This is a genomic window from Salmonella sp. 32100201201700099SM (assembly GCF_017572645.1).
GTDB lineage: Bacteria > Pseudomonadota > Gammaproteobacteria > Enterobacterales > Enterobacteriaceae > Salmonella > Salmonella enterica.
Map to the genome: position 1 here is coordinate 24,909 of NZ_JAGERQ010000002.1, position 13,995 is coordinate 38,903.

Here is a 13,995-nt window from a genome sequence, read left to right on the forward strand (position 1 = left end):
TCTTAAAACTTCGCTTTTATTTCTCCCGGACATAATCCGCCTGCTTTGGTTGTGTATACTCGGTAGCGCCCGAAATTCTTTTGGGTAAATCCCCATTTATTCAATGAAGGGAAATTATGATGAAAAAAGTACTGTATGGCATTTTTGCCATAACCGCGCTTGCGGCGACATCTGTCTCGGCAGCCCCCGTTCAGGTGGGTGAAGCGGCAGGGTCGGCAGCGACGTCGGTATCGGCGGGAAGTTCCTCCGCCACCAGCGTTAGCACCGTAAGTTCGGCGGTGGGCGTCGCGTTAGCGGCAACCGGCGGCGGCGATGGTTCTAATACCGGAACCACGACCACCACGACCACCAGTACCCAGTAGTATCGGTACGTTTAACCATAACCACACTCCGGTGTGGTTATTTTGCCCCTCTGGAGAAGCGTCGTGAAGCGACTCGCACTTATCCTGATTTGCCTGCTATTACAGGCGTGTTCGGCCACCACTAAAGGCCTGGGCGATTCACTGTGGGACAGTTTGTTCGGTACGCCAGGCGTACAGCTAACGGATGACGATATTCAAAACATGCCGTATGCCAGCCAGTACATGCAGCTTAACGGCGGTCCTCAACTGTTTGTGGTGCTCGCTTTCTCGGAAAACGGGCAGCAGAAATGGGTGACGCAGGATGGCGCGACGATCGTGACGCAGCATGGCCGTCTGGTCAAAACGCTGCTCAGCGGCGACAACCTGATCGATGTGAATAATCTGGCGGCCGACCCGCTGGCGAAACCAGGACAGATTATCGATGGCGCGACCTGGACTCGCACCCTGGGCTGGACCGAACATCGCCAGGTGCGTTACGCCACCGCCCGTTCCGTTTTTACATGGCGAGGGACCGATAGCGTTAGCGTCGGCAGTGAAGAGACCGCCGTGCGGGTGCTGGATGAAGAAGTGACGACCGATCAAACGCGCTGGCGTAATCGCTACTGGATTGATAGCGAAGGCCAAATTCGCCAGACGGAACAGTATCTGGGCGCGAATTACTTTCCGGTGAAAACCACGCTGATTAAGGCGGCAAAATCATGATGAAAAGGACGATAAGCGCGCTGGCGCTGGCCTTTATCGCGTCATCCGCCTTTGCCAGCGGCACTGTTACCGTTTTTACCCAGGGTAATAGTGAGCCTAAAACGCTGACAGACGCTGAGCGTCTGCTCGATTTAGTCGGACAGCCGCGCCTGGCAACGAGCTGGTGGCCTGCGGCGGTGATAGGCGAAGAACAGGCGACCGTGACGGCGCGTCAACAGCAGCAGGAACTTCTCGGGCGACTGGCGGCGCTCAGCGCTGAGGAAGACGGCGATGCAGCGGCGGCGATAAACACACTGCGCCGACAGATTCAGGCGGTGAAGGTGACGGGCAGACAATTCGTGAATCTTGATCCTGACGTGGTGCGGGTAAGCGAACGAGGTAACCCGCCGCTGCAAGGTCACTACATGCTCTGGGTAGGGCCGCAACCCACGCAGGTGACGCTCTTTGGCTTGATTAGCCAGCCGGGCAGCCAGCCGTTCGTCCCTGGGCGGGACGTCGCCAGTTATCTTGAGGATCAGCGCTTACTCAGCGGCGCGGATCGTAGCTATGCCTGGGTGGTTTACCCTGATGGACGCAGCCAAAAAGCGCCGGTGGCTTACTGGAATAAGCGTCATATTGAGCCGATGCCCGGCAGCATTATTTTTGTCGGTTTTGCCGATTCCCTTTGGCGCGGCACGCCGGAGGCGATAAATGCCGACATTCTTCATACCCTGACGCAGCGGATACCGGAATAATGAAAAAAACACATCTGCTCAGCGTGCTGGCGCTGGGTATTAGCGCGGCCTGCCATGCCGAAACATATCCAGCCCCTGTTGGGCCTTCACAATCTGACTTTGGCGGCGTGGGCCTGCTGCAAACGCCGACAGCGCGTATGGCGCGTGAAGGGGAGATGAGCCTGAACTATCGCGATAACGATCAGTACCGCTACTACTCGGCTTCGGTTCAGCTTTTCCCGTGGCTGGAAACCACTTTGCGCTATACCGATGTCCGTACGAAAAAGTACAGCAGCGTGGAATCATTCTCCGGCGACCAGACTTACAAAGATAAAGCGTTTGATGTGAAACTGCGGTTGTGGGAAGAGAGTTACTGGATGCCGCAGGTGGCGGTTGGCGCGCGCGATATCGGCGGGACGGGGCTGTTTGATGCGGAATATATTGTAGCGAGTAAGGCCTGGGGGCCGTTTGATTTTTCATTAGGTCTCGGCTGGGGCTATCTTGGCACCAGCGGCAATGTGTCTAATCCTTTCTGTTCGTATAGTGATAAATTCTGTTCGCGTGATAACAGCTACAAAGAGGCAGGTTCCGTCGACGGTAGCGATATGTTTCACGGCCCGGCCTCGCTGTTTGGCGGCGTGGAATACCAGACCCCGTGGCAACCGCTACGCCTGAAGCTGGAGTATGAAGGCAATAACTATCAGCAGGATTTTGCGGGGAAACTGGAACAGAAGAGCAAGTTTAACGTCGGCGCCATTTACCGCGTCACCGATTGGGCCGACGTTAACCTCAGCTACGAGCGCGGCAACACCTTTATGTTTGGCGTCACGCTGCGCACCAATTTCAACGATTTACGTCCCGCGTATCATGACAATTCACGCCCGCAATACCGACCACAGCCGCAGGATGCCATCCTGCAACATTCGGTAGTGGCTAATCAATTAACGTTATTGAAATATAATGCTGGTCTGGCGGACCCGAAAATCCAGGTCAAAGGCGATACGCTGTACGTTACCGGCGAACAGGTGAAGTACCGCGACTCCCGTGAGGGGATCGTGCGCGCTAACCGGATCGTCATGAACGATCTGCCGGAGGGGATCCGCACGATCCGCGTGACGGAAAACCGCCTTAATCTGCCGCAGGTCACCACTGAAACCGATGTCGCCAGCCTGAAACGCCATCTGGAAGGCGAACCGCTGGGACATGAAACTCCGCTGGCGCAAAAACGCGTGGAGCCGATCGTGCCAGAGAGTACTGAACAGGGTTGGTATATCGACAAGTCGCGCATTCATTTTCATCTTGATCCCGTGCTGAATCAGTCGGTAGGCGGCCCGGAAAACTTCTATATGTATCAGTTGGGCGTAATGGGAACTGCGGATCTGTGGGTCACGGATCATCTGCTCACCACGGGCAGCGTGTTTGCCAATATCGCCAACAACTACGACAAATTTAACTACACCAATCCGCCGAAGGACTCGCATCTGCCGCGGGTGCGTACGCATGTCCGTGAGTATGTGCAGAATGATGTTTATGTGAATAACCTACAGGCCAACTATTTCCAGTATTTTGGCAATGGTTTCTATGGGCAGGTCTACGGCGGTTATCTGGAGACCATGTTTGGCGGTGCCGGGGCGGAAGTCCTGTATCGCCCGGTAGACAGCAATTGGGCGTTTGGTCTGGATGCCAACTACGTGAAACAGCGTGACTGGCGTAGCGCGCAGGATATGATGAAGTTTACCGATTACAGCGTGAAGACCGGACATTTGACCGCATACTGGACGCCGTCGTTCGCCCAGGATGTGCTGGTGAAAGCCAGCGTTGGTCAGTATCTGGCGGGCGATAAAGGCGGTACGCTGGAGATCGCCAAACGCTTCGATAGCGGCGTCGTTGTCGGCGGTTACGCGACGATTACCGATGCATCGCCGGATGAATATGGGGAAGGGGATTTTACCAAAGGCGTATATGTTTCCGTGCCGCTGGATCTCTTCTCGTCCGGCCCAACCCGAAGTCGTGCGGCAATTGGCTGGACGCCGCTGACGCGTGACGGTGGTCAACAGCTTGGCCGTAAGTTTGGCCTGTATGATATGACCAGTGACAGGAACGTAAATTTCCGTTAATACTCAGGCCGGATAAGGCGTTCACGGCGCTATCCGGCAAATTATCTTATTGAACAAAATATAAACATAAATAAAAAATATAGATGCCCGTCACATTTGTGCGTTATACAGAAACCTCGCCGCAGAGAAAGGGGGGGCTGTTATGATGCCATTATCGCGCTCACGTCTTGAGTTTATCGCCACGATTTTACAAAACGTACTAAATTTGGGGCTGCTTACCCTCGGTCTGATCCTGATTGTTTTTCTCGGTAAAGAGACGGTGCATCTGGCGGACGCATTATTCGTGCCTGAGCAAGCCAGCAAATATGAACTGGTGGAAGGGCTGGTGATCTACTTTCTTTATTTCGAATTTATTGCGCTGATTGTGAAGTACTTTAAGTCTGGCCTTCACTTTCCGCTGCGCTATTTCGTGTACATTGGGATCACGGCGATTGTGCGCCTGATCATTGTCGATCATAAAACGCCAATGGATGTATTACTCTATTCGGCGGCGATCCTCCTGTTGGTTATCACGTTGTGGTTATGTAATTCGAACCGACTACGGCGAGAATAGGCGTCGCCACACCGTAATGGACGTATGGCGTGGCAATAAATTAGTCGCTGTCTATAACGCATAAAAAAAGCGCTCCGAAGAGCGCCAAAATACGACCATAAGTGGGGATAACATAAGTTGAGGGCAGTGGCATTGCCCGTTGCCGGGCAGGTACTTCGATAAAACTTAACCTTTCACACCCCCAGCCGTCAGGCCGTTGACCAGCCAACGTTGCGCCAACAGGAACACCAGGGTGATAGGAATAGCAGAAAGGACGGCGGCGGCGGCAAAGTCGCCCCACAAATAGTTTTGCGGGTTGAGATATTGCTGCATACCCACGGCCAGCGTATAGCTGTCCACATCGCGCAGTAACAACGAGGCGACCGGAACTTCGGTAATCGCCGCGATGAACGACAGAATAAACACCACCGCCAGAATCGGTACGGAAAGCGGCAGCAGCACCAGGCGAAACGCCTGCCACGGGGTTGCGCCATCCAGCGCGGCGGCCTCTTCCAGCGAGCTGTCGATAGTTTCGAAGTAGCCTTTAATCGTCCAGACATGCAGCGCAATGCCGCCAAGATAGGCGAAGATCACGCCGCCATGCGTATTCAGACCGATAAATGGAATGTATTGTCCCAGGCGGTCAAATAACGCATACAGCGCCACCAGAGACAAAACCGCCGGAAACATCTGGAAAATCAGCATCCCTTTGAGCAGTGTCGCTTTACCTGGAAAACGCATTCGTGCGAAAGCGTAGGCGCAGGTGGTGGAGAGCGCCACGATGCCGATGGCGGTAATACCGGCGATTTTCACCGAGTTCCACAGCCACAGCAGGACCGGGAAGGGAGGCGGCGTTACCCGACCATCCGCATGTTCCACGCTGAAACCCAGCGCCAGCCGCCAGTGTTCCCAGGAGATTTTATCCGGGATCAGGCTTCCGGTGGCGAAGTTCCCTTCACGTAGCGAGATAGCGATGACCATCAGCAGCGGGAACATAATCGCCGCGATGAAAATCAGCAGCCCCAGGTGCGTGATGAAGAGACGCAGTTTCTGAGATTTGGGTTGGACCATAGCCATTGTTATTATCTCCCTTAATCAAACTTCATACGCGTGGCTTTCAGGTTCACTATTGCCAGCGCGCCTACCAGCAGGAAGATCAGCGTGGCAATGGCCGCCGCCAGACCGAAGTCCTGACCGCCGCCGCCTTCAAAGGCGATACGGTAGGTGTAGCTGACGAGCAGATCGGTATAACCGGCAGGCGTGGTGGTGCCGAGACGGTCTGGCCCGCCGTTGGTCAATAACTGAATCAGTACAAAGTTATTAAAGTTAAAGGCGAAGCTGGCGATCATCAGCGGCGTTAGCGGCTTAATCAGCAGCGGTAAGGTGATTTTAAAGAAATTCTGAAATGGACCAGCGCCGTCCATTGCGGAGGCTTCGTACAGGTCATCCGGAATCGCTTTCAGCAGTCCCATGCACAGGATCATCATGTAGGGATAGCCCAGCCAGGTATTCACGATAATCACCATTGCCCGCGCGGTGTTGGGGTCGCTGAACCAGGCAGGTTTAATGCCAAACAGCGCGCTCAGCATCATATTGATTTCGCCAAAGCTTTGGTTGAATAACCCTTTGAAAATCAAAATTGAAATAAACGACGGTACGGCGTAGGGCAGAATCAGCAGGACGCGGTAGATAGCTTTACCTTTCAGCGCTTCCCACTGTACGAGGCAGGCTAATACCATCCCAACCGCCACGGTTAACACCACAGTGAGGACCGAAAAGACCACGGTCCAGACGAAGATAGCGAAAAAGGGCTTCTGGATCCCTTCGTCGGTAAAGACGCGCGTAAAGTTTTTTGCGCCGATAGTAACGGTATAACCAGGACTGAGTTTTTCATCACCCCAGCTTCCGTCGGCGTTGATCGACTGATAATAACCGCTATCGTTATTTGGCCGGTATTTTACGCCGCTCTGGTTATTGGTAAGCAGGCCGTCATCAGCCAGTGTGTACAGCGGACGGGTACCGGAAAACTGACGTAGCGAGCTCATAATCACTTTACTTTCATCCGGCAGGACGGCGGTTATCTGGTTCAGCGCCAGACGGTTCTGGGTGATTATCCGCAGATTGGCGCGTTCGCCGCCCGGCAGGGCATCGGTCTCTTTCAGCTGTAATTTTTGTTCGCCGCCGAAGGAAAATGCGCCAGACAGGTAATGTTTGCCCGTTTCTCCGTCGGTGAGGGCCAGTTGCCACTCGTCGCCGGCCGGGTAAAGACCGAAGTTATAGGTTTTTCCCGCCTGATAAGAACGGTCCATCAGCACTTGCTGGGCGCGTTCAAAGGTGAGCTGGTTGGTGCTGCTGTAGTTAGTAAAGGCGATGGCGATGGTGCACACCAGCGGGAATAGCACAAACAGCCCCATGCCGGCGAGGCCAGGGTAAACGTAGCGCCAGGCATAGGTTTTACGATTTGCGAAAATATACAGGCCAGCAGAGCTTAAAATCAGCGTCATGATGGCGAACAGATACTCCCCTTGTACGTACATTAAAACTACAAGGTAACCCACCAGCAGGCCCAGCAGACCAATTACTGACCATTTAAGCTGGTCGCTTTGCCACCAGTGTTTCTTTTTAATGACATCCATGGGGGTTTTCCTCTACAGCGTTGAAACTTCCTGGCCGGAGATGTGCCTGATGGCGCTGCGCTTATCAGGCCTACGGTGTGTTGTAGGCCGGATAAGGCATTTATGCCGCCATCCGGCACAGGCTCGCGGCATTACTTGGTGATACGGCTTTGTGCATCTTTCAGCGCGGCATCCACGGTTTGACGGCCGCTGGCGGCGTTAATCACAGCCGTACGTACCGCATACCAGAAGGCGGACATCTGCGGAATATTCGGCATGATCTCGCCTTTCTGGGCGTTATCCATGGTGGCGGCGATACGGGGGTCTTTCGCTAACTGCTCCTGGAAAGATTTCAGCGCCACGGCGCCCAGCGGTTTGTCTTTGTTCACCGCCTCCAGACCCTGATCGGTCAGCAGGTAGTTTTCGAGGAACTCTTTCGCCAGCTCTTTATTCGGGCTGGCAGCGTTAATCCCCGCGCTCAGCACGCCGACGAACGGTTTCGAGGGTTTACCTTTGAAGGTCGGCAGCAGGGTGACACCGTAGTTGACTTTGCTCTTGTCGATGTTCGACCATGCCCACGGACCGTTGATGGTCATTGCCGTTTCGCCTTTATTGAAGGCTGCTTCGGCGATGGAGTAATCGGTATCGGCGCTCATATTTTTGTTCTTGATCATATCGATCAGGAAAGTCAGACCTGCTTTCGCGCCGGCGTTGTCGACGCCAACGTCTTTCACGTCATACTTGCCGTTTTCAAATTTGAACGCGTAACCGCCGTCAGCGGCGATCAAAGGCCAGGTGAAATACGGCTCTTGCAGGTTGAACATTATCGCCGACTTCCCTTTCGCTTTTAGCTCTTTATCCAGCGCCGGGATCTCTTCCCAGGTTTTCGGCGGGTTCGGGACGAGGTCTTTGTTATAAATCAGGGAGAGGGCTTCAACGGCGATGGGGTAGGCGATCAGCTTGCCGTTATAACGTACCGCATCCCAGGTAAACGGATAGAGTTTGTCCTGAAACGCTTTATCCGGAGTAACCTCCGCCAGCAGACCAGACTGCGCGTAGCCGCCAAAACGGTCGTGCGCCCAGAAGATAATGTCAGGACCGTCGCCGGTGGCAGCCACCTGCGGGAATTTCTCTTCCAGCTTATCCGGGTGCTCAACGGTCACTTTAATGCCGGTGTCTTGCTCAAATTTTTTACCGACCTCGGCCAGACCGTTATAGCCCTTGTCGCCGTTGATCCAGATAACCAGTTTACCTTCTTCAATTTTGGCGAGAGCCGGGGCGGAAATCATCATCGTCGTAAGTGCGGATAATGCGAGGATGCCTACGCCAGTTTTAATCTTCATATCTCCCATCCTTTTTGGTGATGTACACAGAGGTGGTTTAACGGTCTCTAGTTTCTTTATACGACAACCTCTTTCCATCCTCCCTACCCCTACGCCCCACCCCGGCTTTATGTGATCTGTGTTGCATAAATGTGAGTAATGCGTGCTGGCGCACACAAAAACACGCCGATTTTTGCGGGCGGCATCACGAAATTCCTTTTCTGTCCGCGCCCGTGGTCTCAGGCGTTGTGTCCTCATCCTCCCGCCTCCTCCCCCATAAAAAAGCCGGGGGGTGGAGGATTTACCCCAGTCAGGGATCGCGCATAGTCAGGCCATCATGAATGTTGCTGTCAATGACAGGTTGTAACGAAGGGAGAAGGGCATGGCGAGCGTACAGCTACGAAATGTAACGAAAGCCTGGGGTGACGTGGTGGTATCGAAAGATATTAACCTCGATATCCATGACGGGGAGTTCGTGGTGTTTGTCGGACCGTCAGGCTGTGGTAAATCGACCTTGCTGCGTATGATCGCCGGGCTTGAAACTATCACCAGTGGCGACCTGTTTATCGGGGAAACCCGTATGAATGATATTCCGCCTGTCGAGCGCGGCGTGGGCATGGTATTCCAGTCTTATGCGCTCTATCCCCATCTCTCCGTTGCAGAAAACATGTCTTTCGGCCTCAAGCTGGCGGGCGCCAAAAAAGAGGTAATGAATCAACGCGTCAATCAGGTGGCGGAAGTACTGCAACTGGCGCATCTGCTGGAACGTAAGCCAAAAGCGCTTTCCGGCGGTCAGCGTCAGCGCGTAGCGATTGGCCGCACGCTGGTGGCGGAGCCGCGTGTGTTTTTGCTGGATGAACCGCTCTCTAACCTGGATGCCGCGCTACGCGTGCAGATGCGCATTGAAATTTCTCGCCTGCATAAACGTCTGGGCCGCACGATGATTTACGTCACCCACGATCAGGTCGAGGCGATGACGCTGGCCGACAAAATCGTGGTGCTGGACGCTGGTCGCGTCGCGCAGGTCGGTAAGCCGCTGGAGCTGTACCACTATCCGGCGGACCGCTTTGTCGCGGGCTTTATCGGCTCGCCGAAGATGAACTTCCTGCCGGTGAAAGTGACCGCCACCGCAATTGAACAAGTCCAGGTCGAACTGCCGAATCGCCAGCAAATCTGGCTGCCGGTCGAAAGTCGCGGCGTGCAGGTCGGCGCCAATATGTCTTTAGGCATTCGGCCGGAACACCTGCTGCCGAGCGATATCGCCGATGTCACCCTGGAAGGTGAAGTCCAGGTGGTCGAGCAGTTAGGGCACGAAACACAAATTCATATCCAGATCCCCGCCATCCGTCAAAACCTGGTTTATCGCCAGAATGACGTGGTGCTGGTAGAAGAGGGCGCCACATTCGCTATCGGCCTGCCGCCAGAGCGCTGTCATCTGTTCCGCGAGGATGGCAGCGCATGTCGTCGTCTGCATCAAGAGCCGGGTGTTTAAGGCCTCCATAAAAAAACGAAACGCAAAACCATTCGCAGTTTTAGAAGGTGGCAGCGTTTAAAGAAAAGCAATGATCTCAGGAGATAGAATGATGATTACTCTGCGCAAACTCCCTCTGGCGGTTGCTGTCGCAGCGGGCGTAATGTCCGCTCAGGCAATGGCTGTCGATTTCCACGGTTACGCCCGTTCCGGTATTGGCTGGACGGGAAGCGGCGGCGAACAACAATGTTTCCAGGTGACCGGTGCACAAAGTAAATACCGTCTCGGTAACGAATGTGAAACCTATGCGGAACTGAAACTGGGCCAGGAAGTGTGGAAAGAGGGCGATAAGAGCTTCTATTTCGACACCAACGTCGCCTATTCGGTTAACCAGCAGAACGACTGGGAATCGACCGATCCCGCCTTCCGCGAAGCGAACGTGCAGGGTAAAAACCTGATTGAATGGCTGCCGGGCTCTACCATCTGGGCCGGTAAGCGCTTCTATCAGCGTCATGACGTACACATGATCGACTTCTACTACTGGGATATTTCAGGTCCTGGCGCAGGTATCGAAAATATCGATCTGGGCTTCGGTAAGCTTTCGCTGGCGGCGACCCGGTCTACTGAAGCGGGCGGCTCTTACACCTTCAGCAGCCAGAATATTTATGATGAAGTAAAAGATACCGCTAACGACGTCTTTGACGTACGTCTGGCTGGTCTGCAAACGAACCCGGACGGCGTACTGGAGTTGGGCGTTGACTACGGTCGCGCCAATACGACCGATGGTTATAAGCTGGTTGATGGGGCATCGAAAGACGGCTGGATGTTCACCGCCGAACACACGCAAAGCATGTTGAAAGGCTATAACAAGTTTGTCGTGCAATATGCCACCGATGCCATGACCACGCAGGGTAAAGGCCAGGCGCGCGGTTCCGACGGTTCTTCATCTTTCACTGAAGAATTGCCTGATGGAACCAAAATTAATTATGCCAATAAGGTCATCAATAATAATGGCGATATGTGGCGTATTTTGGATCATGGCGCCATCTCGCTTGGTGATAAATGGGGTTTGATGTACGTCGGTATGTACCAGAATATCGATTGGGATAATAACCTGGGTACTGAGTGGTGGACCGTGGGCGTACGTCCAATGTACAAGTGGACGCCAATCATGAGTACCCTGCTGGAAGTCGGCTACGACAACGTGAAATCTCAGCAGACCGGCGATCGTAACAATCAATATAAAATCACCCTGGCGCAACAGTGGCAGGCGGGCGACAGCATCTGGTCGCGTCCGGCTATCCGTATTTTCGCCACCTACGCGAAATGGGATGAGAAATGGGGCTATATCAAAGACGGCGATAACATTTCCCGTTATGCCGCAGCGACTAACTCCGGCATTTCCACCAACAGCCGTGGCGATAGCGATGAGTGGACCTTCGGCGCCCAGATGGAAATCTGGTGGTAATACGATGGTCATCTGACGTAACGAGGGGCGCAAGCCCCTCTGAAACATCAGGTCTGATGATGCTTGTAAGCCGAATAAGGCGCCAGCCGCCATTCGGCGATATGTTTGGGTTGGCGCGCTATTGCCTGGCTACCGCTGAACCCGCCTTATTGAGGTGAGAATAATGAAAATGAAGAAAAGTCTCGTCGCCCTCTGTTTAACCGCAGGGCTGTTCGCCAGCGTGCCGGGTATCAGCCTGGCGGAAGTGAACTATGTACCGCAAAATACCAGCGCCGCGCCCGCTATTCCTGCTGCTGCGCTACAGCAATTAACCTGGACGCCTGTAGATCAGTCAAAAACGCAGTCTACCCAACTGGCGACGGGCGGCCAGCGCCTTGACGTCGCCGGCATTACCGGCCCGGTCGCCGCTTATAGCGTTCCGGCGAATATCGGCGAGCTGACATTAACTCTGACCAGCGAGGTCAATAAGCAAGCCAGCGTTTTTGCGCCAAACGTGTTGATTCTTGACCAAAATATGACGCCTTCGGCGTTCTTCCCCAGCAGTTACTTTACTTATCAGCAGCCGGGCGTCATGAGCGCAGATCGGCTGGAAGGCGTGATGCGCCTGACGCCTGCGTTGGGGCAGCAGAAACTCTATGTTCTGGTGTTTACGACCGAAAAAGATCTTCAGCAAACTACTACGCTGCTCGATCCGGCAAAAGCCTATGCCAAAGGCGTCGGTAACTCTATCCCGGATATTCCCGATCCAGTTGCTCGCCATACCACTGATGGCGTGGTGAAACTGAAGGTGAAAACCAACAGTAGCTCCAGCGTATTAGTCGGGCCGTTGTTTGGCTCGTCCGGTACCGGGCCGGTAACGGTAGGCAATACCGCCGCGCCGGTCGCTGCGCCAGCGCCAGTCGCGCCGAAGAAAAGCGAACCGATGTTGAACGATACGGAAAGCTACTTTAATAAAGCGATTAAGGATGCCGTAGCGAAAGGCGACGTCGATAAAGCGCTGAAACTGCTTGATGAGGCCGAACGTCTGGGATCGACATCTGCCCGTTCCACCTTTATCAGCAGTGTAAAAGGCAAGGGGTAATTGTTTCCCCACAGTGCTGATTTTGCAGCAACTGGTGCGTCTCCTGGCGCACCTTTTTTTGTCATTTCATGCGAATTGTTATTTTTTTGTTGCGCAACAGATCACTTAATTGTGATTGCGCCCCCCGTAATGTCTTTTCTGAGATACAATGACTTTAGGTTATGAATCGGAGAGTAAGGCATGTCACACCCTGCGTTAACGCAACTGCGTGCGCTGCGCTATTTTGATGCGATTCCTGCGCTTGAACCCCATTTGCTGGATTGGCTGTTGCTGGAAGATTCTATGACTAAACGTTTTGAGCAGCAGGGAAAGCGGGTAAGCGTGACGCTGATTCGGGAAGCGTTTGTCGGCCAAAGTGAGGTCGAGGAAGCATCAGGTTTACTGCCATCCGAGTCCCGCTACTGGTTACGTGAGATACTGCTTTGCGCTGACGGCGAGCCCTGGCTTGCCGGACGTACCGTGGTACCGGAATCCACGCTGTGCGGACCTGAACAGGTCTTACAACATCTGGGTAAAACCCCGCTTGGACGTTATCTATTTACATCATCGACACTGACCCGCGATTTTATTGAAATTGGACGCGATGCAACGCTGTGGGGGCGCCGCTCTCGACTGCGGTTGAGCGGAAAACCGCTGTTGCTTACCGAGCTTTTTTTACCTGCATCGCCGCTGTACTGAGAGGAAGATAAAGATGGAGTGGAGTCTGACGCAGAGTAAGCTGCTGGCGTTTCACCGTTTGATGCGTACAGATAAGCCTATTGGCGCGTTGCTGCTGCTCTGGCCGACGCTTTGGGCGCTATGGGTGGCGACGCCGGGTATGCCTCAGCTGTGGATTTTGGCAGTTTTTGTCGCTGGCGTGTGGTTAATGCGCGCGGCGGGCTGCGTGGTGAATGATTATGCCGATCGTAAATTTGACGGACATGTAAAACGTACGGTCAACCGACCTTTACCCAGCGGCGCCGTGACAGAGAAAGAAGCGCGCAACCTGTTTGTGGTGCTGGTGCTGCTGGCGTTTCTGTTGGTGCTGACGCTGAACGCCATGACGATTCTGCTTTCCGTGGCGGCGCTGGCGTTGGCCTGGGTTTATCCCTTTATGAAACGCTACACCCACCTGCCGCAGGTCGTGCTGGGGGCCGCTTTCGGCTGGTCAATCCCCATGGCGTTCGCCGCGGTGAGCGAATCCCTGCCGTTGAGCTGCTGGCTGATGTTCCTCGCCAATATTCTCTGGGCGGTGGCTTACGATACGCAATATGCGATGGTCGACAGAGATGATGATATCAAGATAGGCATTAAATCGACTGCGATCTTGTTTGGTCGTTATGACACATTGATTATCGGGATTCTGCAGCTTGGCGTCATGGCGTTAATGGCGCTGATCGGCTGGTTGAATGGTCTGGGATGGGGATATTACTGGGCTGTGCTGGTGGCGGGCGCGCTGTTTGTCTACCAGCAAAAACTGATTGCGAACCGTGAACGTGAAGCCTGCTTTAAAGCCTTTATGAACAATAACTACGTTGGCCTGGTGCTATTTTTAGGGCTGGCGATGAGTTACTGGCACTTCTGATGTCATGCCGGGCGAACCCGGCCTACAAAGCCAAAATTTTCAATACGT

13 protein-coding genes and 1 pseudogene are annotated in these 13,995 nt (G+C 54.0%); 11 read left to right on the forward strand and 3 right to left on the reverse strand.

Going from position 1 to position 13,995, the window contains the following annotated elements; genetic code table 11:
• Positions 1-119 precede the first annotated feature (119 nt).
• The 5 genes from yjbE (at position 120) to psiE (ending at position 4,447) form a co-directional block, all read left to right on the forward strand.
• A complete protein-coding gene (yjbE, locus tag J4685_RS03530) occupies positions 120-362 on the forward strand; it encodes an exopolysaccharide production protein YjbE (protein ID WP_001541297.1) in 243 nt (80 codons plus the stop codon).
• Between the two features lie 63 nt (positions 363-425).
• Complete coding sequence (locus J4685_RS03535; protein ID WP_000824807.1) at positions 426-1,064, forward strand: YjbF family lipoprotein; 639 nt, start codon at positions 426-428, stop codon at positions 1,062-1,064.
• A complete protein-coding gene (locus J4685_RS03540; RefSeq protein WP_000977958.1) occupies positions 1,061-1,798 on the forward strand; it encodes a capsule biosynthesis GfcC family protein in 738 nt (245 codons plus the stop codon). Before J4685_RS03535 ends, J4685_RS03540 begins: the two co-directional genes overlap by 4 nt.
• Positions 1,798-3,894 carry a YjbH domain-containing protein gene (locus tag J4685_RS03545; protein WP_000750801.1) on the forward strand — a complete coding sequence of 699 codons (2,097 nt, stop codon included), beginning with the start codon at positions 1,798-1,800 and terminating at the stop codon, positions 3,892-3,894. The genes J4685_RS03540 and J4685_RS03545 overlap by 1 nt, the downstream gene beginning before the upstream one ends.
• A gap of 142 nt (positions 3,895-4,036) precedes the next feature.
• Complete coding sequence (gene psiE / locus J4685_RS03550) at positions 4,037-4,447, forward strand: phosphate-starvation-inducible protein PsiE (protein WP_000982748.1); 411 nt, start codon at positions 4,037-4,039, stop codon at positions 4,445-4,447.
• A gap of 165 nt (positions 4,448-4,612) precedes the next feature.
• Here psiE and malG read toward each other — a convergent pair whose 3' ends face one another.
• Positions 4,613-5,503, reverse strand: a complete 891-nt coding sequence (gene malG, locus J4685_RS03555) for a maltose ABC transporter permease MalG (protein WP_001252081.1) — start codon at positions 5,501-5,503, stop codon at positions 4,613-4,615.
• Positions 5,504-5,517: 14 nt separating this feature from the next.
• Positions 5,518-7,062: a maltose ABC transporter permease MalF gene (gene malF, locus J4685_RS03560; protein ID WP_000382566.1), complete on the reverse strand. Its 1,545-nt coding sequence runs from the start codon at positions 7,060-7,062 to the stop codon at positions 5,518-5,520.
• 42 nt (positions 7,063-7,104) lie between these two features.
• Between malF and J4685_RS22735 the strand changes: the two are divergent.
• Positions 7,105-7,245: pseudogene (locus J4685_RS22735) on the forward strand (hypothetical protein); the annotation flags it as partial.
• Here the strand turns inward: J4685_RS22735 and malE are convergent.
• The gene (gene malE, locus J4685_RS03565) at positions 7,194-8,384 is read right to left on the reverse strand and encodes a maltose/maltodextrin ABC transporter substrate-binding protein MalE (protein WP_000695415.1); all 1,191 of its coding nucleotides are present in this window, start codon (positions 8,382-8,384) and stop codon (positions 7,194-7,196) included. The pseudogene J4685_RS22735 and the gene malE sit on opposite strands and share 52 nt — an antisense overlap.
• Before the next feature lie 361 nt (positions 8,385-8,745).
• On the opposite strand from malE, the gene malK reads away from it, so the two are divergent.
• The 5 genes from malK (at position 8,746) to ubiA (ending at position 13,947) form a co-directional block, all read left to right on the forward strand.
• Positions 8,746-9,855, forward strand: coding sequence for a maltose/maltodextrin ABC transporter ATP-binding protein MalK (gene malK / locus J4685_RS03570; RefSeq protein ID WP_000179180.1), 1,110 nt, complete (start codon positions 8,746-8,748; stop codon positions 9,853-9,855).
• A gap of 88 nt (positions 9,856-9,943) precedes the next feature.
• Entirely contained in the window at positions 9,944-11,302 is a 1,359-nt protein-coding gene (locus J4685_RS03575) for a maltoporin (protein WP_000973684.1), read from the forward strand.
• A gap of 163 nt (positions 11,303-11,465) precedes the next feature.
• Positions 11,466-12,383, forward strand: a complete 918-nt coding sequence (gene malM / locus J4685_RS03580; protein WP_000782497.1) for a maltose operon protein MalM — start codon at positions 11,466-11,468, stop codon at positions 12,381-12,383.
• 180 nt (positions 12,384-12,563) lie between these two features.
• Positions 12,564-13,061, forward strand: coding sequence for a chorismate lyase (gene ubiC, locus J4685_RS03585; protein WP_000019219.1), 498 nt, complete (start codon positions 12,564-12,566; stop codon positions 13,059-13,061).
• 13 nt (positions 13,062-13,074) lie between these two features.
• Complete coding sequence (gene ubiA / locus J4685_RS03590) at positions 13,075-13,947, forward strand: 4-hydroxybenzoate octaprenyltransferase (RefSeq protein WP_000455249.1); 873 nt, start codon at positions 13,075-13,077, stop codon at positions 13,945-13,947.
• Positions 13,948-13,995 lie beyond the last annotated feature (48 nt).